General features: G+C 60.8%; 18 protein-coding genes. 13 read left to right on the top strand and 5 right to left on the bottom strand.

The annotated features are described in order from the left end of the window. Nucleotides 1-36: 36 nt before the first annotated feature. Genes rsmA through WHX55_RS28245 form a run of 4 tightly spaced genes read right to left on the bottom strand, consistent with a single transcriptional unit; the run spans nt 37 to nt 5,933 of the window. Entirely contained in the window at nt 37-855 is an 819-nt protein-coding gene (rsmA, locus tag WHX55_RS28260) for a 16S rRNA (adenine(1518)-N(6)/adenine(1519)-N(6))-dimethyltransferase RsmA (protein WP_353741681.1), read from the bottom strand. Then, a complete protein-coding gene (gene pdxA, locus WHX55_RS28255; protein ID WP_150756416.1) occupies nt 852-1,841 on the bottom strand; it encodes a 4-hydroxythreonine-4-phosphate dehydrogenase PdxA in 990 nt (329 codons plus the stop codon). The genes rsmA and pdxA overlap by 4 nt, the downstream gene beginning before the upstream one ends. After that, the gene (gene surA, locus WHX55_RS28250) at nt 1,838-3,154 is read right to left on the bottom strand and encodes a peptidylprolyl isomerase SurA (protein WP_150725202.1); all 1,317 of its coding nucleotides are present in this window, start codon (nt 3,152-3,154) and stop codon (nt 1,838-1,840) included. Before surA ends, pdxA begins: the two co-directional genes overlap by 4 nt. After that, entirely contained in the window at nt 3,135-5,933 is a 2,799-nt protein-coding gene (locus WHX55_RS28245; protein ID WP_353741680.1) for an LPS-assembly protein LptD, read from the bottom strand. Before WHX55_RS28245 ends, surA begins: the two co-directional genes overlap by 20 nt. Before the next feature lie 130 nt (nt 5,934-6,063). Between WHX55_RS28245 and WHX55_RS28240 the strand changes: the two genes are divergently transcribed. Genes WHX55_RS28240 through WHX55_RS28230 form a run of 3 tightly spaced genes read left to right on the top strand, consistent with a single transcriptional unit; the run spans nt 6,064 to nt 8,520 of the window. After that, complete coding sequence (locus tag WHX55_RS28240; RefSeq protein WP_353741679.1) at nt 6,064-7,083, top strand: phosphotransferase; 1,020 nt, start codon at nt 6,064-6,066, stop codon at nt 7,081-7,083. Further along, a complete protein-coding gene (murU, locus tag WHX55_RS28235; RefSeq protein ID WP_150756419.1) occupies nt 7,080-7,751 on the top strand; it encodes an N-acetylmuramate alpha-1-phosphate uridylyltransferase MurU in 672 nt (223 codons plus the stop codon). The genes WHX55_RS28240 and murU overlap by 4 nt, the downstream gene beginning before the upstream one ends. Before the next feature lies 1 nt (nt 7,752). Continuing rightward, entirely contained in the window at nt 7,753-8,520 is a 768-nt protein-coding gene (locus tag WHX55_RS28230) for a TerB family tellurite resistance protein (protein ID WP_150756420.1), read from the top strand. Between the two features lie 138 nt (nt 8,521-8,658). Here the strand turns inward: WHX55_RS28230 and WHX55_RS28225 are convergent, their stop codons facing one another. Then, on the bottom strand, nt 8,659-9,648 hold the full coding sequence (locus tag WHX55_RS28225) for an alpha/beta hydrolase family protein (protein WP_150756421.1): 990 nt from the start codon (nt 9,646-9,648) through the stop codon (nt 8,659-8,661). Nucleotides 9,649-9,721: 73 nt separating this feature from the next. Between WHX55_RS28225 and WHX55_RS28220 the strand changes: the two genes are divergently transcribed. The 10 genes from WHX55_RS28220 to trpE all read left to right on the top strand — a co-directional run bounded on the left by WHX55_RS28220 (nt 9,722) and on the right by trpE (nt 22,234). Then, nucleotides 9,722-12,118, top strand: coding sequence for a transporter substrate-binding domain-containing protein (locus tag WHX55_RS28220; protein WP_353741678.1), 2,397 nt, complete (start codon nt 9,722-9,724; stop codon nt 12,116-12,118). A gap of 101 nt (nt 12,119-12,219) precedes the next feature. Then, complete coding sequence (locus tag WHX55_RS28215) at nt 12,220-12,873, top strand: response regulator transcription factor (RefSeq protein WP_007993216.1); 654 nt, start codon at nt 12,220-12,222, stop codon at nt 12,871-12,873. Between the two features lie 358 nt (nt 12,874-13,231). Then, on the top strand, nt 13,232-14,356 hold the full coding sequence (locus WHX55_RS28210) for an ABC transporter ATP-binding protein (RefSeq protein ID WP_056726651.1): 1,125 nt from the start codon (nt 13,232-13,234) through the stop codon (nt 14,354-14,356). Between the two features lie 48 nt (nt 14,357-14,404). Next, nucleotides 14,405-15,448: an ABC transporter substrate-binding protein gene (locus WHX55_RS28205; RefSeq protein ID WP_150725209.1), complete on the top strand. Its 1,044-nt coding sequence runs from the start codon at nt 14,405-14,407 to the stop codon at nt 15,446-15,448. Nucleotides 15,449-15,630: 182 nt separating this feature from the next. Further along, nucleotides 15,631-16,878 (top strand): ABC transporter permease, encoded by a 1,248-nt coding sequence (locus WHX55_RS28200; protein ID WP_353741677.1) that lies wholly within the window; start codon nt 15,631-15,633, stop codon nt 16,876-16,878. 12 nt (nt 16,879-16,890) lie between these two features. Continuing rightward, nucleotides 16,891-17,715, top strand: coding sequence for an ABC transporter permease (locus tag WHX55_RS28195; protein WP_007980200.1), 825 nt, complete (start codon nt 16,891-16,893; stop codon nt 17,713-17,715). A 214-nt stretch (nt 17,716-17,929) separates the two neighbouring features. Further along, a complete protein-coding gene (locus tag WHX55_RS28190; protein WP_353741676.1) occupies nt 17,930-19,078 on the top strand; it encodes an iron-containing alcohol dehydrogenase in 1,149 nt (382 codons plus the stop codon). A 115-nt stretch (nt 19,079-19,193) separates the two neighbouring features. Beyond that, entirely contained in the window at nt 19,194-19,868 is a 675-nt protein-coding gene (gene rpe, locus WHX55_RS28185; RefSeq protein WP_150725211.1) for a ribulose-phosphate 3-epimerase, read from the top strand. Further along, nucleotides 19,865-20,683 (top strand): phosphoglycolate phosphatase, encoded by an 819-nt coding sequence (locus WHX55_RS28180; protein ID WP_151214073.1) that lies wholly within the window; start codon nt 19,865-19,867, stop codon nt 20,681-20,683. The genes rpe and WHX55_RS28180 overlap by 4 nt, the downstream gene beginning before the upstream one ends. 69 nt (nt 20,684-20,752) lie before the next feature. Further along, complete coding sequence (trpE, locus tag WHX55_RS28175; RefSeq protein WP_353741675.1) at nt 20,753-22,234, top strand: anthranilate synthase component I; 1,482 nt, start codon at nt 20,753-20,755, stop codon at nt 22,232-22,234. Nucleotides 22,235-22,309 lie beyond the last annotated feature (75 nt).

The following is a 22,309-nucleotide window of genomic DNA, read 5'->3' as shown; positions in this document are numbered from 1 at the left end:
CAGAGTGGCGTCCTACCCGATAGCGCTCATCGCCTGTCAGTCAGCGGCAGGCTCTTGTGGCGCTTGCTCGCAGAGTTTGTCGGCCAGGCGCACGAACGCAGCCAGGTCGAGTTGCTCGGGACGCAGGCTGCCATCGACGCCGGCGGCTTCGATTTCGGCGTTGCTCAGCAGCAGCTTGAGGGTATTGCGCAGGGTTTTGCGGCGCTGGTTGAAGGCTTCGCGCACGACGCGCTCCAGCAAGCGGTGATCCTTGGCCGGGTGCGGCAGTACCGCGTGGGGTACCAGGCGCACGATGGCCGAATCGACTTTCGGCGGCGGGTTGAACGCGCCCGGGCCGACGTTGAACAGGTGCTCGACCCGGCAATGGTACTGAACCATGATCGACAAGCGACCCCAGTCACCACCACCAGGGCCGGCCGCCAGGCGCTCGACCACTTCCTTTTGCAGCATGAAGTGCATGTCGCGGATCAGGTGCGAGTTGTGCAGCAGGTGAAAAATCAGCGGCGTGGAGATGTTGTACGGCAGGTTGCCGACCACTCGCAGGCTGCCTGGTGCGGCATTCAGGCTGTTGAAGTCGAACTTCAGTGCATCGCCCTGATGCAGGTTGAAGTTGCTCTTGCCGGCAAACTGCTGGTTGAGGATCGGGATCAGGTCTTTATCCAGTTCCACCACGTCGAGTTGCGCGCCGCTGCTGAGCAGGCCTTGGGTCAGTGCACCCTGGCCCGGGCCGATTTCCAGCAGGCGGTCTTCTGCCTTGGCATGAATGGAACGCAGGATGCGGTCGATAACGCCGGCGTCGTGCAGGAAGTTCTGGCCAAAGCGTTTGCGCGCCTTGTGTTGGTAGTGCTCGGTCATAAACGGGTCTCGGCCATCTGGTAGGCGGTTTCCAGGGCGACTTGCAGGCTGCCGGTGTCGATCTTGCCGCTGCCGGCCAGGTCCAGGGCGGTGCCGTGGTCGACCGAGGTGCGGATAATCGGCAAGCCAAGGGTCACGTTGACTGCCGCGCCGAAGCCTTTGTACTTCAGCACCGGCAGGCCCTGGTCGTGGTACATCGCCAGCACCGCATCGCAGTGCTCCAGATATTTGGGGGTAAACAGAGTGTCGGCGGGCAGGGGGCCACGAAGGTCCATGCCCTCGCCGCGCAGGCGCTCTAATGTGGGTTCGATGATATCGATTTCTTCATGGCCCAGGTGTCCGCCCTCGCCGGCGTGGGGGTTGAGCCCGCAGACCAGGATGCGTGGCTGGGCGATGCCGAACTTGTTTTGCAGGTCGGCGTGCAGGATTCTAGTGACGCGTTCCAGGCGCTCCGGCGTGATTGCATCGGCAATCTCGCGAAGGGGCAGGTGAGTGGTCACCAGGGCCACGCGCAAACCGCGTGTGGCCAGCATCATCACCACTTGCGCGGTGTGGGTCAGGTCGGCGAGAAATTCCGTGTGCCCGGAAAAGGCGATCCCGGATTCGTTGATCACACCTTTGTGCACCGGCGCGGTAATCATGCCGGCAAAATCTCCGCTCAGGCAGCCTTGACCGGCGCGGGTCAGGGTTTCCAGAACGAAGGCAGCGTTGGCCTTGTCCAGTTGCCCGGCGACGACCTTGGCATTGAGCGGTGTATCCCAGACATACAGGCTGTTGGCTGGCGCGGGTGCATCCGGCCAGTTGTCCGGTGTGACCGGCAGCAAGTCGACAGCCACGCCCAGTTGCGCGGCCCGCTCTATGAGCAGGTCGCGGCTGGTAATGGCAATCAGGGGATGGGGCTGGGCTTGCGAGGCGAGCAGCAGGCACAGGTCGGGACCTATGCCGGCCGGTTCACCGGGTGTCAGCGCGAAACGTTGGGGTTTCACTGCGCAGCCTGGTCGGCGCCAGGGAGTTTGATTTCCACGTACGCTTCGTCACGGATCTGACGCAGCCAGGTTTGCAGCTCTTCGTCGTATTTGCGGTTACGCAAAACGGTCATTGCTTGCTGCTCGCGAGCCTGTGAGGTGCTGTCGGTGGCGCGACGGCCAAGGACTTCCAGGACATGCCAGCCGTATTGAGTCTGGAACGGCTTGGACAGCTGACCTTGCGGGGTCGTGGCCATCACTTCGCGGAACTCGGGCACCAGTGCGTTCGGGTCGATCCAGTTCAGGTCGCCGCCGTTGAGGGCAGAACCCGGGTCTTCCGAGTAGCTTTTCGCCAACTCGCCGAAATCTTCGCCAGCCTCGATACGGCTGTAGAGCGACTCAGCCAGGGCCTTGGTTTTCGCTTCGTCGCGGATCGGGCTCGGTTTGACCAGGATGTGGCGCACATGCACTTCGTCGCGCATCTGGGTCTGGCCGCCACGCTTTTCGAGGACCTTCAGGATGATGAAGCCGCCCGGTGTGCGCATTGGCTGGGTGACATCACCCACCGGCATGGTGCTCAGCAGGCGATCGAACGGCGGAGGCAGTTGAGCGGCTTTACGCCAGCCCATGTCACCACCTTCCAGTGCGGTTTCGCTGGCGGACTTGGCGATTGCCAACTGACCGAAGTCAGCGCCTTGCTTGAGCTGCTGGTAAATTGCATCGGCCTGTTTGGCTGCATTCTGAATCGCGTCGGAGTTGGCGCTTTCCGGCGTAGGAATCAGGATGTTGGCCAGGTGGAACTCTTCGGACAGCTGCATTTTGCCCAGGTCGGACGCCAGGAAGTTCTTCACTTCCTGCTCGGAGACCTGAATGCGTTCTGCGACCCGACGCTGGCGCACACGGCTGATGACCATTTCGCGACGAATCTGCTCACGCGCGTCGTCGTAGGACAGGCCGTCGCGAGTCAGGGCGGCGCGGAACTGCTCGACCGACATGTTGTTGCGCTGGGCAATGGTGCCGACAGCCTGGTTCAACTCTTCGTCGGTAATGCGGATGCCGGAGCGCTCGCCGATCTGCAATTGCAGGTTTTCGACGATCAGGCGCTCAAGTACCTGCTGCTCCAGCACGCTGGCCGGCGGCACGGCAGAGCCGCGCTTGGCAATGGTTTGCTGAACTTCATGAACGCGTTGGTCCAGTTGGCTCTGCATGACCACGTCGTTGTCGACGATGGCCACCACTTTATCGATGGACTGTACGGCGGCACTGGCCGCCGTACTCAGGAACAGCGCGCCCAGCATCAGCGGGCGCAAACAATCAGAAAGCTTGGTCTTCACGTTCACGATAACCTTGAATGCCTTTGTCGAGGAAGCTCTCTGCCTTGGAGCCGGTGAGGCCGCCGAGTCCCTTCAGAACAATTTGGAGGAAGACGCCATGGTCGCCTTTTTCGTTTTGCGGTGCTTCCTGACTGAACTCGTCATAGGAGACCCAGTAACGGTTGATCAGGCGCAGTTTCCAGCAGCAGCTGTCGTACTCGAAACCACCGAAGGCTTCCAGGGTACGGTTGCGGTTGTAGTCATACTGCCAACGGCTGATAGCGCTCCATTGCGGCACGATCGGCCAGATCACCGAGAAGTCGTGCTGTTCGATCTTGTAGTAATCCTTCACATAGCCAGGAGTGCCAGGGGTGCCGTAGTCACCACCACCCACAGTCCATTTACCGGTGTTCTGGTCGTAACGTACCTGGTCATTGCGATAGCGATAGCCGGCGTTGATGACCTTGTTCGGGTTGTCTTCAGGCTGGTAATGGAACATCGCACTGCCCGAGCGAGGGCTGCGGCTGTCCGGGTCCCAGTTGTAATCGGCCGTGGTACGCCAGTCGCGGTTCCAGCGATACTCGTATTCCAGCGCATATGGGGAAACGCTGGCTTTGGCGTCGTCGCGATCGTTGAAGTCCACACCTGGCAACTGGACTTTACGGTCCTTGAAGTACAGCGCCTGGCCGACGCTGAGACGTTGACGTTCGAAGCCGTTGTCTTCAATCCAGCGGCTGGTCACGCCCAGGGACAGTTTGTTCTCGTCGCCGACACGGTCGGAGCCGGAGAAGCGGTTGTCACGGAACAGCGACGCATAGTTGAAGGTGTATTCGCTGGTATCGAATACCGGGATGTCTTCCTGGTCGACCTCAGGCACGTACAGGTAGAACAGACGCGGTTCGAGGGTCTGGCGGTAGTTCTTGCCGAAATACTGGGTATTGCGATCGAAGTACAGGCCGCTGTCGATGCTCGCGATCGGCACGCCGCGGTTCTGGTTGCTGTCGAAGGTGCCGCTGAGTTGGTCCTGCTGTGGGGTTTGTGCAGCAATCTGTGCTTTGCCGATGCTGTCCAGATCCAGTTGGTACTGGGTGTACTGGTACTTGAGCTTTGGTGTCAGGAAGCCGTATGTCGTGTTCATCGGCAAGCTGATGGCGGGCGCGAGATTCAGACGGTCACCAGTGGCGCGTGCCAGGCCTACAACGTTGGTGTCCAGGCGTGGAGTTACATTACCGTCTTCATCGGAGTAATTGCCGTTCAGCAGATCACGGTCAAACCGCACGATTTCGGTGTTGTACGAAAAATTCAGACCGTTCGGATGATATGGCAGCGCACCATCAAAGGTGATCTCCGGCAAGCGATCATACGGCGTAATGTTCGATACGCTCGCCAGTTGGTATGCCTGGGCATTCACGCGAGCGGTATAGCTGTCGCCGCGATAGGTGACAGAGCCCTGCTGGTTCACGTAGTCCTGGCTTTTCACGCCAATCTGGTCGGTCTGCAGATCCTGGAAGTAATACGGATCGCTGATCTTGGTGTAGTCGACTTGCGTGAGCGTTCGCGAGTCGAGACCGCCCTTGTGCTGCCAGTTGTACATGTAGCGGGTTGTTTCGGCGTCGGTCTGCTTGTCGCGTTCGTCGCTTTCGTCGTTGAGGTATGCCGCGCCGAACTGGCCTTCGCTGGACTTGGTCAGGTAGCGGAATTCGCCTTCCATCAACAAGCCGTGCTTTTCCATGTAGCGCGGGTACAACGTGGCATCGTAGTTCGGCGCCAGGTTGAAGTAGTACGGGGTGACCAGCATGAAACCGGTATCGCTGCCGGTGCCGATGGTCGGCGGCAGGAAGCCGGACTGGCGACGGTCGTCGATCGGGAAATAGATGTACGGCGTGTACAGGACCGGAATGTCCTTGACCCGCAGCGTCACGTTGGTCGCCGTGCCGAAACCGGTGGCCGGGTTCAGGGTGATGTTGTTGCCCTTGAGCTGCCAGGCGTTGCTGTTCGGTTCGCACGTGGTGTACGTACCATCCTTGAGGCGGATGATCGCGTTCTCGGCACGTTTGGCGTACAGCGCATTACCGCGGATGCGGGATTTGTGCATCACGTATTCGGCGTTGTCGACCTTGGCTTCACCGGTGTCGAGCTGCACGTCGGCGTGGTCGCCGACGATCAGTGCGCCGTTGTCGCGAATGCGCACGTTACCGTTCAGCTCGCCACGGCTCTCGGCCTGGTACAGGTTGGCTTCGTCGGCTTCGACCTGCATGCTGCCCTGACGCATGACAACGTCGCCTGCCAGGGTCGCAACTTGCTCATCCTGCTTATAGCGGGAGGCTTTTGCGCCGATAAAGGTTGGAGCGTCACTTTGATTCGTCTTGTCATCCATGCCAGGACGAATCGGTTCGATATAGGAACCGGAGCAATAAGGACCGGTTTCGGCCAATTGTGCGGCGGTAAGCTGCTCGCGGGGAACCCAGTCGAGGTGGCTGTAGTCTGCGCTACGCGACTTCAGGCCACGGCCTTTGGATTCGGTGACCAGCACCGGCTTGGCGCCGGTATCTTCGCTGGAGCCGTTCTCGGCCGGGGCTTCGCCGGTGGCGGAAACTGCGCTGCCATCATGAACGGGACGCGGTGGCAATGCAGCCGCCGGCGACTTTGGTGCACAGTCCCAGGAACCCGAAGCAGAGACTGAGCAGTCAAACTGTTCCGCGGCGACCACGTAGGAAGTGGCAAGGGGTTGCAGCGCCAGCAAACTGCCGGTAACCAACAACGGAAATTTTTTACGAAACGCGGGGGATTTCAATGCCATCTTATTAGTCCGGGCTTCCTGCGTGCCATCTGCCCGCGGTGTGGGCCGCACGCCTCTCGATGGTCTGAAAAAGATGCTGGATAATAAAGCATGACCCGCTTGACGGCTAGCGCCGTCGGAGACCCTTGCAATGCCTGATCAAGATGTACGCTTGCAACACCTGAAAGTTTGGCTCGATGAACAATTGGCGACCCTTTTTGCCGAGCAGGGCTGGGGCGTCGTACCCCCGGCCACGTTGACTGCGGCCAGCAGCGACGCGAGTTTTCGGCGGTATTTCCGTTGGGAAGGGGATGGCAAAAGTTTCATCGTGATGGATGCGCCGCCGCCCCAGGAAAACTGCAAACCCTTCGTGGATATCGCCTTTTTGCTGGCGAAATCCGGAATAAATGTGCCGAAAATTTATGCCGAAGACCTCGAGCGCGGTTTTCTTTTGCTCAATGACCTGGGCAACAAGACCTATCTGGACGTCATCGACAGCGAAAACGCTGACGATTTGTTCAAGGACGCCCTGCAAGCGTTGCTGGCTTTCCAGCAGTTGCCGATGGTTGCGCCTTTGCCGAGCTATGACGTGGCCTTGTTGCGTCGCGAGCTGGAACTGTTCCCCGAGTGGTACGTGAAGCGCGAATTGGGCATCGAATTCGACGCGGCGCAGCAAGTGCTCTGGCAGCAGGTCAGCGAACTGTTGATCGACAGCGCCCTGGCACAGCCAAAAGTCCTGGTGCATCGCGACTACATGCCGCGCAACCTGATGCTCAGCGAGCCCAATCCCGGTGTGCTGGATTTCCAGGATGCGGTGTATGGCCCGGTGACCTACGACGTGACCTGCCTGTTCAAGGACGCGTTCCTCAGCTGGCCCGAGGAGCGCGTGCACGGCTGGCTCGAAAGCTACTGGCAGCAAGCGGGTGCCCTCGCAATTCCGGTTCAGCCCGACTTCGAGGACTTCCTGCGTGCCAGCGACTTGATGGGCGTGCAACGTCACCTGAAAGTCATCGGCATTTTCGCGCGCATCTGCCATCGCGACGGCAAGCCGCGTTATCTGGGTGATGTGCCGCGTTTCTTTGCGTACATAGAAGCGGTGATCGCTCGTCGCCCTGAACTGGCCGGGCTGGATGTGTTGCTGGCCAGTTTGCGTGCCGGAGTGAAAGCATGAAGGCAATGATTCTGGCCGCAGGCAAAGGCGAGCGCATGCGCCCGTTGACCCTGACCACGCCAAAACCGCTGGTGCGTGCTGGCGGCGTGCCGCTGATCGAGTATCACTTGCGAGCACTGGCTGCTGCCGGGTTCACCGAGATCGTGATCAATCACGCCTGGCTCGGTCAGCAGATCGAAGACTATCTGGGCGATGGTTCGCGCTATGGCGTGAGCATTCAGTACTCGGCGGAAGGTGAGCCCCTGGAAACCGGCGGCGGGATTTTCCACGCGTTGCCGTTGTTGGGGGATGAAGCGTTTGTCGTGGTCAACGGCGACATCTGGACCGATTACGACTTCAGCGTGCTGCATCAGCCCATCAACGGCCTGGCGCACCTGGTGCTGGCCGGCAACCCGCCCCATCATCCGGCCGGGGACTTCAGCCTGGTCGAAACGCAGGTGCGCGACGGTCAGCCAGAGGTTGGCACCCTGACCTATAGCGGCATCGCCGTGTTGCATCCGCAGCTGTTCGACGGTTGCACTGCGGGGGCCTTCAAGCTCGCGCCGCTGTTGCGCAAAGCTATGGCTGACGGTCAGGTGACCGGCGAGCAATTGAGGGGGCACTGGGTCGATGTCGGCACTCACGAGCGTCTGGCCGAAGTTGAAACATTGATAGAAGCGAGCCGCTGACATGCTGTGGCCAGGGACTCTGATCGGAGCCGGAGCTGGCTTTGCCATAGCCAGCATTCCGGGGGCCATGCTCGGCGCGTTGTTGGGGCAGGCGCTGGACCGGCGCTTGCACCTGCAGAGCTGGGGGCACTTGCGGGAAAAACTGGGCGGTCGCCCGGTGCTGCGTAACGATGAATTGCTATTTGTTCTGTTGGGGCGCCTGGCCAAGTGCGACGGCCAGGTGATGGCCGGGCACATCGAACAGGCCCGAGCGGAAATGCGCTCGCTGGACATGTCCGAATCGGCCCGGTGTCGTGCGATTGCCGCGTTCAATCGCGGCAAGTCGGGCCGCGACCGGCTACACGGATATCTGCGTCGCCTGAGTGCCCAGCCCCATGCGGCAGAAGGCGTGTTGCGCGCCTGCTGGCGAATGGTGTGGGCCGATGGTCGTGCTGGCAGCAGTGAACGTCAATTGATTGGCCAATGGGGCAAGTGGCTGGGCTGGACGCCCCATCAGGTACAAGCGTTGGCCCACGACTATGAGCCGCAGAAGCGGCCATTGGGCAGCAGCGTGCCAAGTTATCAGGACGCGTTAAGGCTTTTGGGGGTGTCGGCCACCACTGAACCGGCGCAGATCAAGCGTGCTTATCGGCGCCTGCTCAGTCGTCATCATCCGGACAAGATTGCCGGCAGTGGCGCGACGGCGATGCAGGTTCGTGAGGCCACCGAGCGAACGCGTGAACTGCATAGCGCCTATACGCTGATTCGGGAGCGGCGGGATTTTCGCTAGCCCGGAAAATTTGCGTCGCCAGTGATACCGCTATCGCGAGCAAGCTCGCTCCCACAGGTTTTGTGTCGTACCCAATTTTGTGATCGGCATAAAACCTGTGGGAGCGTGGCTTGTTCGCGAAGAGGGCGACGCGATCGGTCAGCCCGCCGGGTTCTGTGGATTCAACCAGCCCCGCACCCGACGGAACAGTTGCTCCTGTTCGGCATTGGTATCCGGCAACGCCTTGAGTGCGACCTGACTGAATGCCGATGATTTCTGGCGTTTGCTGGCCTGCAGGCGCTCCAGTGCTGCGTTGCGATCCCGCGCTTTGTCCTTGTAGAAAATATCCGCGGTCGGCAGTTTCAGGGTCGGGGTCAGCTCTGCCAGCCCGGGCGTGGCCGCCGCAGGTGTCCGGGCGGCGACCATCACCAGTTTTTCGACCTGCGATGGCTGTTTCTCGCTTAGGTAACGCGCGACCCAATAGGCGCCGGAACCATGCCCCAACACCACGATACTGCGGGCGCTTTGCTGTTCGGCGAACGCGATCGCGGCGTCGATCCGGGCGAAAATGCGCTCGGCATCTGCCTTGGACTGTTCTCCGGTGGTTTCGGCGATGGCCTTGTCAGCCACATCGGCCTCGCCACCGGCCACCTGTTCGATAGGGGCCGCGGTGGTCGAGTCTTTATTGCCGGTTTCGGGGGGCTTGGGAGCTGGCGCTGCTTCGACGATTCGTGGCGCAATGGCATCGCTTTGCAGGTCCGGCAAGGTGATACTCAGGCTGCTCCACTCGGCATCTGGCAATTTGCGCCGCAAAGGGCCGATCGCTTGCGGCCAGTCAACGGTTTCGCCGGCGCCCGGGATGATAATCACCGCGCCTTTGGGTTCGGCGCTATTGGCCGGTTTCCACAAGGCCAGAAAGGTGTCGGTGCCTGCTTGCAGTTGTTGCTGTTCCTGAGCCGGGATCTTTCGCTCAAGTGCCGTCGCTTCTTCCTGACTACGCTCAGGCAGTGGCTGACGTTCGAGTGGCTTTTCTTCGGCGGTTTTTTCCTCCGCGACGGGCGCCGGGTCGGCCGCCTTGACGGAAAAAGCGCAAGGCAGGATCAGCGACAGGCACAATGCTGGCAGTGCCAGGCGGTAGACAAGGGGCATTGGATATTCCAGGCCAGAATTGGTTCCGGCAGCCTAATGGGTTGGTCAGTATTTGTCAGTGTGTGAGAGTTCAATGATGCGTTTTCGCTGCCTGTGGGTTATCGGCTGTTTGTGGTTTCCCTTGATGGGTTGGGCGGCCGCCACGCCTCCGGCGCCCGTTGCCCAACTGTCCCCGGAACAGCAGCACTGGCTGGCGCAGCAGGGCGAGTTGCGGGTCGGCGTGGTGTTGCAGGCGCCCTATGCGCAATACGATCGTCGCTTGCAGCGCCTGTCCGGGGTGAACGTCGAGTTGATGAAGTGGCTCGCAAAAAACCTCAATGTCGAACTGAGCTGGCGCAATTTCCCCGATCTTGAACAATTGGAAGCCGCGGCCCGCGAAGGCGAAATCGACATCGCCCCGGGGCTGACCCAGACCCCTGGCGGGCTGCGCCTCTGGCAGTTTTCCGACCCCTACATGCGGGTGCCGCAATTGGTGGTCAGCGATCAGAAAAGCGCCGGCGCGGTCGAGCTGGAAAAACTCGACAGCCAGACCCGTGTCGCTGTGCGCATGCCCAGTGCCATCGCCGATTACCTGCGCGGCAACTACCCGCACCTGAATCTGCAAGGCGTACCGATGGAGCGCCAGGCATTGCAATTATTGGTTGGCCAGCAGGCAACTTATGCGGTGATCGATGAGGCGCAGCTGGGACGCTTGTCGGTCGAGACGGAGTTCGCCGGGTTGGTGGTGGTGGGGGATGTCGGCCTGCCGCAGTTGCTGCGGGTGGCCACGCTCCGCGACAAGCCGGAACTGGCGGGCATCGTCGAAGGTGCATTGCGGGCGATCCCGGCCAAGGATCTGGAGCAACTGCATAATCAATGGCTGCAACCCAAGTATCCGCGCCTCACCGAGTCGCCGGGGTTTTGGCAAAACCTCTGCCTGTTGCTGGCCGTGCTGGCGTTGAGTTGCATGGCCATCGTGGTCTGGCAGCGTCGCCAGCAGCACAACCTGGAACAGCGCCTGCTGGCTGCGCAGGAAGACATCGCCTTGCGCGCCGCCAGCGAAGAGGCCTTGCGGCTTACCCAGTTTTCCATCGACCAGAGCACCGTCGGCATCCTCTGGGTCAACTGGGACAGCCATGTGCGCTACGCCAACCGCGCGGCGGAAAGCATGCTGGGCTATCCGGCGGGAGGGATCATCGATCGACCCCTGATCGACTTCGAGCCAGGCCTGCACATGGACCGTTGGCTGAACCTGTGGAAGCGCGCCCGTGCCAGTGAAGAAGGCCCGCAAAGTTTCGAATCCAATTGCGTGCGGGCCGATGGCAGCATCCTGCCGGCCGATGTTTCGTTGAGCTTTTTGCGCTTTCGCGATGGCGAATACCTGGTGGTTTACCTCAACGATGTCACCGAGCGGCGTCGCGCCCTGGCGGCCCTGCAGGAAAGCGAGGCGCGGCTGCAAGGTATCGCCGCCAACGTTCCGGGACTGGTTTTCCGGCTGGAGCGGGCGCCGGTGACCGGTCAGATCGACTTTGCCTACATCAGCGAAGGCAGCGAAAGCCTGGTGGGTTACTCGCCGGCCACGCTGGCGCATCGCGATAAAGGCCTGCGCAGCATTGTGCATCCGGATGACAAGGCCAGCTATCACCAGACCCAGGATCATGCGCTGGATACCGACAGCGACTGGTCGTGGCAGGGGCGAATCCTCACGCGTCAGGGCGAGCAGCGCTGGGCGGAAATCAAGGCCATCACCCGCCGGCTGGAAGACGGCGCCTATGTCTGGGACGGGATCGTCTGGGACATCAGTGAGAGCAAGCGCATCGAACTTGAACTGGCCAGCTCCCGGGAGCAGCTGCGTGAGTTGTCCGCGCACCTGGAAAGCGTGCGCGAAGAAGAAAAGGCGCGCATCGCACGGGAAGTTCACGACGAGTTGGGTCAGATGCTCACCGTGTTGAAGCTGGAAACGTCCATGTGCGAACTGGCCTACGCCCAGCTCGACCCTGGTCTGAACGAGCGCTTGAACAGCATGAAGCGCTTGATCGCTCAGTTGTTTCAGTTGGTCCGTGATGTGGCCACGGCATTGCGCCCGCCGATTCTCGATGCTGGCATTGCCTCGGCCATAGAGTGGCAGGCCCGTCGATTCGAGGCGCGCACGCAGATCCCGTGTCTGGTGCAGGTGCCGGACAATTTGCCAGTGCTAAGCGATGCGAAGGCAATCGGCCTGTTTCGAATCCTTCAGGAGGCGCTGACCAATGTCATGCGGCACGCCCAGGCGCATACTGTTGAACTGACACTGACCCTTGAAGGCGACGAGTTGTGTCTGACGGTCAGCGATGATGGCGTAGGATTTGTTGCCGCGCCTGGCAGGCCAACGTCCTTTGGGATCGTCGGCATGCGTGAGCGGGTGTTGATTATGGGTGGTGAGTTGTTGCTTGAGAGTGAGCCGGGTGAGGGCACGACGTTAGAAGTGCGAGTGCCTCTTGACGAAGCCTGAAGAATTTGTGGTGTCTGTGCTGACGCTTTCGCGAGCAGGCTCGCTCCCACATTGGCTTTGAGTCGTTCACAAATCCCCTGTAGGAGCGGGCTTGCTCGCGAATGATCTTGAATCTGGAGAAGAACGTGATCCGTGTACTGGTAGCCGAAGACCACACCATTGTCCGCGAAGGCATCAAGCAGTTGATCGGCCTGGCCAAGGACTTGCTGGTAGTGGGGGAGGCGAGCAATGGCGAGCAGTTGCTCGACACCTTGCGTCATGTGCCCTGCGAAGTGGTGTTGCTGGACATCTCCATGCCGGGCGTCAACGGCCTGGAAGCGATTCCGCGGATTCGCGCCCTGAACAATCCACCAGCGATCCTGGTGCTGTCGATGCACGACGAAGCGCAAATGGCCGCCCGGGCGTTGAAGGTCGGGGCTGCGGGTTATGCGACCAAGGACAGCGACCCGGCACTGTTGCTGACAGCCATTCGCAAGGTGGCGTCAGGCGGGCGTTACATCGATCCGGAACTGGCCGACCGCATGGTTTTCGAGGTCGGTCTTACCGACTCGCGTCCATTGCACTCGTTGCTCTCCGAACGCGAATTCTCCGTGTTCGAACGCCTGGCCCAGGGCGCCAACGTCAATGACATCGCCCAGCAACTGGCGCTGAGCAGCAAGACCATCAGCACCCACAAGGCGCGGCTGATGCAAAAGCTCAACATCACCTCGCTGGCGGAACTGGTGAAGTACGCGATGGAACATAAACTCCTCTAAAGCGCTCCGCTGTTCCTGTGGGAGCGAGCTTGCTCGCGATGAGGCCCTATCAGTCAATACTGATGTCGACTGACAGTCCGCCATCGCGAGCAAGCTCGCTCCCACAGGGATCTCCATCGACTGTTCGATTTCCGGCATATCCAAAAGCGACATGTTTTTGCAGCGGCTTTGCCAATTCTTGCGGCTTGCAGCTTGAGGCGTGTTGCTGTCCTATCCATCCCCGCCATCCTTGTAGGGCAATCCCTACCCCCAACCTTCCATCCGGCTGAGGCGAATCTCTCTTGCGCCCCGATTTGCGCGGTCCCCAGCGTCCACTAGGCTTAGTCCCACAGCAGTCATCAATAACAAAGGTGTGGGTATGAGCCAGGTCGATTCAAGCGCAGGGGCCAATGATGTTCTGGTCAGCTTTCGTGGAGTGCAGAAGAGCTACGACGGCGAGAACCTGATCGTCAAGGACCTCAACCTGGACATTCGCAAAGGCGAATTCCTCACGTTGCTCGGGCCGTCCGGCTCCGGCAAGACCACCAGCCTGATGATGCTCGCCGGCTTCGAAACGCCGACCGCGGGCGAAATCCTGTTGGGCGGGCGCGCCATCAACAACGTGCCGCCGCACAAGCGCGACATCGGCATGGTGTTCCAGAACTACGCATTGTTCCCGCACATGACGGTGGCCGAGAACCTGGCGTTCCCGCTGACCGTGCGCGGCATGAACAAGAGCGACGTGAGTGCCCGGGTCAAGCGCGTGCTGAGCATGGTCCAGCTCGATGCCTTCGCCCAGCGCTACCCGGCGCAGCTCTCCGGTGGTCAGCAACAGCGTGTGGCATTGGCCCGTGCGCTGGTGTTCGAGCCGCAACTGGTGCTGATGGACGAACCTCTCGGTGCACTCGACAAACAGCTGCGTGAACACATGCAGATGGAGATCAAGCACCTGCACCAGCGCCTGGGCGTCACCGTGGTCTACGTGACCCACGATCAGGGCGAAGCCTTGACCATGTCCGACCGTGTGGCGGTGTTCCATCAGGGCGAAATCCAGCAGATCGCTCCGCCGCGCACCCTCTACGAAGAACCGAAGAACACCTTCGTCGCAAACTTCATCGGCGAGAACAACCGCCTCAATGGCCGACTGCACAGCCAAACCGGCGACCGTTGCATTGTGGAACTCGGGCGCGGTGAGAAGGTGGAAGCCTTGGCGGTCAACGTTGGCCAGACCGGCGAGCCGGTGACCCTGTCCATTCGTCCGGAGCGAGTGAGCCTCAATGGCTCCAGCGACCAATGCGTCAACCGCTTCTCCGGGCGAGTCGAGGAATTCATCTATCTGGGCGACCACGTCCGGGTTCGCATGGAAGTCTGCGGCAAGACCGACTTCTTCGTGAAACAGCCGATTGCCGAGCTTGATCCCTCGCTCGCTGTCGGCGACGTGGTACCGCTTGGCTGGCAGGTCGAGCACGTTCGCGCGCTCGACCCACTTTTAGAGGCGCATTGATCGCCCCGGCAACACCAACACCAACCCTGCACGTGGAGAGAACAATAAATGTTGAGATCCCTGAAATTCACCGCTTTGGCACTGGGCATGATGGGCGCGGCACACGCAATGGCGGCCGGCCCGGACCTGACCGTGGTGTCCTTTGGCGGGGCGAACAAGGCGGCTCAGGTCAAAGCCTTCTACGCACCGTGGGAAGCGGCAGGTAACGGCAAGATCGTGGCCGGTGAGTACAACGGCGAAATGGCCAAGGTCAAGGCCATGGTCGACACCAAGAGCGTGTCTTGGGATCTGGTAGAGGTTGAATCGCCGGAACTGTCCCGTGGTTGCGACGAAGACATGTTCGAGCAGCTTGATCCTAAGTTGTTCGGCAAGACCGAAGACTACGTCAAGGGCGCCATCCAGCCTTGCGGCGTGGGTTTCTTCGTGTGGTCGACCGTGCTGGCCTACAACGCCGACAAACTGAAAACCGCACCGACCAGTTGGGTGGATTTCTGGGACACCAAGCAGTTCCCGGGCAAGCGTGGCCTGCGTAAGGGCGCCAAGTACACCCTGGAATTCGCACTGATGGCCGACGGCGTTGCGCCGAAAGACGTCTACAAAGTGCTGGCCGGCAAGGACGGTCAGGACCGTGCGTTCAAGAAACTCGATGAGCTCAAGCCGAACATCCAGTGGTGGGAAGCCGGCGCACAACCGCCGCAATACCTCGCTTCCGGTGACGTGGTCATGAGTTCGGCCTACAACGGTCGCATCGCTGCCGTGCAGAAAGAAAGCAACCTGAAAGTCGTGTGGAACGGCGGTATCTACGACTTCGACGCATGGGCCATTCCAAAAGGTCTGGATGCCAAACGCGCTGAAGCGGCGAAGAAGTTCATCGCCTACTCGGTGATGCCACAGCAGCAGAAGACCTACTCGGAAAACATCGCCTACGGCCCGGCCAACACCCAGGCCGTACCCTTGCTGGCCAAGGAAGTCCTGAAAGACATGCCGACCACCCCGGAAAACATCGCCAACCAGGTGCAGATCGACGTCAGCTTCTGGGCTGACAACGGCGAGCAACTGGAACAGCGCTTCAATTCCTGGGCTGCCAAGTAAGACCGCACCGCGGGCTTACGCTGTAGGAGCGAGCTTGCTCGCGAAAGCGGTGGGTCAATCAACATAGATGTTGAATGTGATGGCCTCATCGCGAGCAAGCTCGCTCCCACAGATTGCGGTGTTTCAACACAACAGAGGTGGTTCTCCGCCTCTGTAACGATCAAAGATTCCCGGAGTACGTCATGGCTATCGCCGTTCCCCTGAACGAGGGCACCAGCCCCACCTTGAAGCAGCGGCTCAAGCACGCCGAGCGGGTCAACCGCTGGAAGGCCCAGGCGTTGATCGCGCCGCTGGTGCTGTTTCTGTTGCTGGTGTTCCTGGTGCCGATCGTGGCGCTGCTCTACAAAAGCGTTGGCAACCCGGAAGTGGTCGGCGGCATGCCGCGCACCGTGACCGCCATCGCCAGCTGGGATGGCCGCGGCCTGCCCGCTGAACCGGTTTACAAAGCAGCGGCCGAAGACCTCGCCGAGGCTCGCAAGAATCAGACCCTGGGCGATCTGTCCAAGCGCCTGAACATGGAACTGGCGGGCTACCGCAGCTTGCTGACCAAAACCGCCCGCGCCTTGCCGCTCGCTACTGAGCCGGCTTCTTATAAAGTAGCGCTGGAAGGCCTCGACGAGCGTTGGGGCGACCCGGCCTACTGGCAAGCGGTGCGCCGCAACACCAGCAGCATCACCCCGTATTACCTGCTGGCGGCTGTCGATCACCGCATCGACGACCTCGGCGAAATCGCCCCGGCCACCCCGGACCAGGCGATCTACCTCGACATCTTCGCCCGCACCTTCTGGATGGGCCTGATCATCACCGTGATCTGCCTGGTGCTGGCATACCCCCTGGCTTACCTGCTGGCGAACCTGCCGTCGCGCCAGAGCAACCTGCTGATGATTCTGGTGCTGTTGCCGTTCTGGACCTCGATCCTGGTACGGGTCGCGGCGTGGATCGTATTGCTGCAATCGGGTGGCCTGATCAACAGCGGCCTGATGGCCATGGGCATCATCGATAAGCCGATCGAACTGGTGTTCAATCGCGTCGGTGTCTACATCTCCATGGTGCACATCCTGCTGCCGTTCATGATCCTGCCGATCTACAGCGTGATGAAAGGCATCTCGCCGACCTACATGCGCGCCGCGATTTCCCTCGGCTGCCATCCGTTCGCCAGCTTCTGGCGGGTGTACTTCCCGCAGACCTATGCCGGTGTCGGCGCCGGTTGCCTGTTGGTGTTCATCCTCGCCATCGGCTACTACATCACCCCGGCATTGCTGGGCAGCCCGAACGATCAGATGGTCAGCTACTTTGTCGCCTTCTACACCAACACCAGCATCAACTGGGGCATGGCGACCGCACTCGGTGGGCTGCTGTTGCTCGCGACGGTCGTGCTTTATCTGATTTACAGCTGGCTGGTGGGCGCAAGCCGCCTGCGTCTGAGCTAAGGGGAGAACGAAATGCTGAGTCCTTATATGTCGCCCATCGAACGGGTGTGGTTCTACAGCTTGCGGATTCTCTGCGGCTTGATTCTGTTGTTCCTGATCTTGCCGGTGCTGGTGATCATTCCACTGTCGTTCAACTCCGGCAGCTTCCTGGTGTACCCGCTGCAGGGCTTCTCATTGCAGTGGTATCACGACTTCTTCGCCTCGGCGGAATGGATGCGCGCCCTGAAGAACAGCATCATCGTCGCCCCGGCGGCCACGGTGCTGGCCATGGTCTTCGGTACGCTGGCGGCCATCGGCCTGACCCGGGGCGACTTCCCCGGCAAGGCGCTGGTGATGGCGCTGGTGATTTCACCGATGGTGGTGCCGGTGGTGATCATCGGTGTGGCCAGTTATCTGTTCTTTGCTCCGTTGGGATTGGGTAACAGCTTCTTCTCGCTGATCGTGGTGCATGCGGTATTGGGTGTGCCGTTCGTGATCATTACCGTGTCGGCGACCTTGCAGGGGTTCAACCACAACCTGGTGCGGGCCGCTGCGAGCCTGGGCGCTTCGCCGCTGACCACGTTCCGCCGGGTGACCTTGCCGCTGATTGCGCCGGGCGTGATCTCCGGAGCGCTGTTTGCCTTCGCGACTTCGTTCGATGAAGTGGTGGTGACGCTGTTCCTCGCCGGCCCTGAACAAGCGACCTTGCCACGACAGATGTTCAGCGGCATCCGCGAAAACCTCAGCCCGACCATCGCCGCCGCCGCGACGCTGTTGATTGCCTTCTCGGTGATCCTGCTGCTGACCCTGGAATGGCTGCGTGGGCGTAGCGAGAAACTGCGTACCGCGCAGGTCTGACTAATCACCCCGATCAACTGTGGGAGCGAGCCTGCTCGCGAATGCGGAGTGTCAGTCGACTAAAATGTCGAATGCTCAACCGTCTTCGCGAGCAGGCTCGCTCCCACTTTTGATCTCCAGTGGCTGTCCGGTCATTCACCGCCTGAATAGAAGACAACCCGCAATCCCCAGCTACTATTGTGCCCAGCTCCCCTACCTATAAGAGGCTGCGCACATGAGTCTTTCCTCTTTCAAAATCGCTCACAAACTGATCACCGGCGCAGGTGCCATCGAGCAGCTGTCTGCCGAGCTGACACGCCTGGACATCGACAACCCGCTGATCGTCACCGATGCCGCTCTGGTCAAGTCCGGTACGGTAGAGCTGGCACTGGCGCAGCTGGGCGAACGCAGTTACGAGATTTTCGACCGGGTACTGCCGGACCCGGAAATCGCCATCGTCGAAGATTGCATGCAGGCCTATCGCGAAGGCGGGCATGACGGCTTGATCGGTCTGGGCGGCGGCAGTGCCATCGACATTGCCAAGAGTGTGGCGGCCTACGCCGGGTACCACGGTGCGCTGGAGGATCTGTTCGGTATCGATCAGGTCCCACGCAAAGGTCCGCCGCTGATCGCCATCCCGACCACCGCCGGCACCGGCTCGGAAGTGACCAATGTCGCCATCCTTTCCGACAAGCTCGCGCAACTGAAGAAGGGCATTGTCAGCGACTACCTGTTGCCGGATGTGGCGCTGGTCAGTCCACAAATGACCCTGACCTGTCCGCGCAGCGTCACGGCGGCCAGCGGTGTCGATGCGCTGGTGCATGCCATCGAGTCCTATCTGTCGGTCAACGCCTCGCCCATTACCGATGCCCTGGCCATAGGTGCCATCAAGTTGATCGCCAAGGCTTTGCCCAAGGCCTACGCCAACCCGTCGAACCTGCAAGCCCGGGAAGACATGGCCACTGCCAGCCTGATGGCCGGCATGGTGTTCGGAAATGCCGGGGTTGGCGCCGTGCATGCGCTGGCGTATCCGCTGGGCGGGCGTTTCAACATTGCCCATGGCGTCAGTAATGCCTTGCTACTGCCCCATGTCATGACCTGGAACAAGATGGCCTGCATCGAACGCATGCAGGATATCGCCGAGGCCATGGGTGTGAAGACCGCTCATTTGAGCATCAACGAAGCGGCCGACAAAGCCGTGCAAGCCATGTCCGAACTGTGTGCCGCCGTGGAAATTCCCCAGGGCCTGCGCAGCTTCGGTGTGCCCGAGGACGCCATCCCGTCCATGGCCGTGGAAGCGGCGGGGATCGAGCGCTTGATGCGCAACAATCCGCGTAAGTTGAGTGCCGTCGATATCGAAAAGATCTATCGCGCGGCGTACTAGGGCCCCTGCCGTCGATGGATGATGGCAAGGTCCAATCATCGCGCTCACGGTGCGCGCGTCAAAGCATGAGGTATACAATGCGCGCCATCGTGATTCTGCTCAGAAAAGGTGCGTCATGCAGCCCTTCGTAATTGCTCCGTCGATTCTCTCCGCCGACTTCGCCCGCCTGGGTGAAGAAGTGGACAACGTCCTGGCCGCTGGCGCCGACTTCGTGCACTTCGATGTCATGGACAATCACTACGTGCCCAACCTGACCATCGGCCCGATGGTCTGCGCGGCGCTGCGCAAGTACGGCGTGACCGCGCCGATCGATGCGCACCTGATGGTCAGCCCGGTGGACCGCATCGTCGGCGACTTCATCGAAGCCGGCGCTACTTACATCACCTTCCACCCGGAAGCCACGCAGCACATCGACCGCTCCCTGCAATTGATCCGCGAAGGCGGCTGCAAGTCGGGCCTGGTGTTCAACCCGGCGACCCCGCTGGATGTGCTCAAGCACGTCATGGACAAGGTCGACATGATCCTGTTGATGAGCGTCAACCCGGGCTTCGGCGGGCAGAAGTTCATCCCCGGCACCCTCGACAAGCTGCGTGAAGTGCGGGCGCTGATCGATGCGTCGGGCCGTGACATCCGCCTGGAAATCGACGGTGGCGTGAACGTGAACAACATTCGCGAAATCGCAGCGGCAGGCGCTGACACCTTCGTCGCCGGCTCGGCCATTTTCAATGCGCCGAACTATCAGGAAGTCATCGACAAGATGCGTTCCGAACTGGCACTGGCTCGCCCATGAGTGGATTTGAGCAGTTGTTCCCGGGGCAACTGCCGCGGCTGGTGATGTTCGATCTGGACGGTACCTTGATCGACTCGGTCCCGGACCTGGCAGTGGCTGTGGACAAGATGCTGCTCAAACTCGGTCGCAAGCCCGCCGGTCTGGACTCGGTACGCGAATGGGTCGGCAACGGCGCGCCGGTGCTGGTGCGTCGTGCGCTGGCTGGCGCTATCGATCATTCGGCGGTCGATGACCACGAGGCCGAACGGGCGCTGGAGCATTTCATGCAGGCTTATGGCGAGAGCCATGAGTTGACCGTGGTTTACCCCGGTGTGCGCGACACCCTCAAATGGCTGCAAAAGCAGGGCGTCGAGATGGCGCTGATCACCAACAAGCCGGAGCGTTTCGTCGCGCCGCTGCTGGATCAGATGAAAATCGGTCGTTACTTCCGCTGGATCATCGGCGGCGACACCCTGCCACAGAAAAAACCCGATCCGGCCGCGCTGTTTTTCGTGATGAAAATGGCCAACATTCCGGCTTCGCAGTCGTTGTTCGTCGGCGATTCGCGCAGCGATGTGCTGGCGGCGAAAGCGGCGGGGGTCAAGTGCGTGGCCCTGAGCTACGGCTATAACCACGGTCGGCCAATTGCCGAAGAATCGCCGGCACTGGTGATCGACGACCTGCGCAAACTAATTCCCGGTTGCCTGGATCCGGCCGCTGAGATAACGTTGGCCGACGCTGTCAAACCCCCTTCTGGAAACGCCATCGTGGTGGTCACTCGCAAACTCTGGATGAAAGTCATCAAGGCCCTGGCCCGCTGGCGTTGGCGCGCCTGACTTGATCCTGGCCGGTTTCCGGTGCGTTTGCATACCTGACTGTTCGACCCTCAAGCCACGAGGCACCTCATGATCCGCGAAGAATTCCTGCGTTTGGCCGCTGCCGGCTACAACCGCATCCCGCTTGCCTGCGAAACCCTGGCCGACTTCGACACGCCGCTGTCGATCTACCTGAAGCTGGCCGACGAGCCCAACTCCTACTTGCTGGAGTCCGTACAGGGCGGCGAGAAATGGGGCCGTTACTCGATCATCGGCTTGCCGTGCCGCACCGTGCTGCGGGTTCACGATCATCACGTCAGCGTGACCGTCGATGGCGTCGAAACTGAAAGCCACGATGTGGAAGACCCGCTGGCCTTCGTCGAAGCCTTCAAGGCTCGCTACAACGTGCCGACCATTGCCGGCTTGCCGCGCTTCAACGGCGGCCTGGTGGGTTACTTCGGCTATGACTGCGTGCGTTATGTCGAGAAGCGCCTGGGCAAATGCCCGAACCCGGACCCACTGGGCGTGCCGGACATTCTGCTGATGGTGTCCGACGCCGTGGTGGTGTTCGACAACCTGGCGGGCAAGATGCACGCCATCGTCCTGGCCGACCCGGCGCAGGAAGACGCCTTCGAACAAGGTCGCGCGCGCCTGGAAGAGTTGCTGGAAAAACTCCGTCAGCCGATCACCCCACGCCGTGGCCTGGACTTCAGCAAGCAACAATCGGCCGATCCGATATTCCGCTCCAGTTTCACCCAGGACGATTACGAAAAAGCCGTCGACACCATCAAGGAATACATCCTGGCCGGTGACTGCATGCAGGTCGTGCCGTCCCAGCGCATGTCGATCGACTTCAAGGCGGCGCCGATCGATCTGTACCGCGCGCTGCGCTGCTTCAACCCGACGCCTTACATGTACTTCTTCAACTTCGGCGACTTCCACGTCGTCGGCAGTTCGCCGGAAGTGCTGGTGCGGGTCGAGGACAACCTGATCACCGTGCGCCCGATTGCAGGTACCCGTCCACGGGGCGCCAACGAAGAGGCTGACCTGGCGCTGGAAAAAGACCTGCTGTCGGACGACAAGGAAATCGCCGAACACTTGATGCTGATCGACCTCGGTCGCAACGACACCGGTCGCGTATCGGAAATCGGTTCGGTGAAACTCACCGAGAAAATGGTCATCGAGCGTTACTCCAACGTGATGCACATCGTGTCCAACGTCACCGGGCAACTAAAAGCCGGGCTGACGGCCATGGACGCACTGCGGGCGATTCTGCCGGCGGGCACCTTGTCCGGTGCACCGAAGATTCGCGCAATGGAAATCATCGACGAACTGGAGCCGGTCAAGCGTGGCGTCTACGGCGGTGCGGTCGGTTACTTCGCCTGGAACGGCAACATGGACACCGCCATTGCGATCCGCACGGCGGTGATCAAGAACGGCGAACTGCATGTGCAGGCCGGTGGCGGCATCGTCGCCGACTCGGTGCCGGCGCTGGAATGGGAAGAAACCCTGAACAAGCGCCGCGCGATGTTCCGCGCCGTTGCCCTGGCCGAGCAAACCCCGAACGCCTGAGTTTGCGAAAAATCCTGTGGGAGCGAGCTTGCTCGCGATGGGGCCATCACTGCCACATTGATGTTGTCTGACCCA

Origin of the sequence: Pseudomonas fluorescens, assembly GCF_040448305.1 — a bacterium.
Classification (GTDB): domain Bacteria; phylum Pseudomonadota; class Gammaproteobacteria; order Pseudomonadales; family Pseudomonadaceae; genus Aquipseudomonas; species Aquipseudomonas fluorescens_BH.
This window is presented reverse-complemented; position numbering and strand designations above follow the sequence as displayed.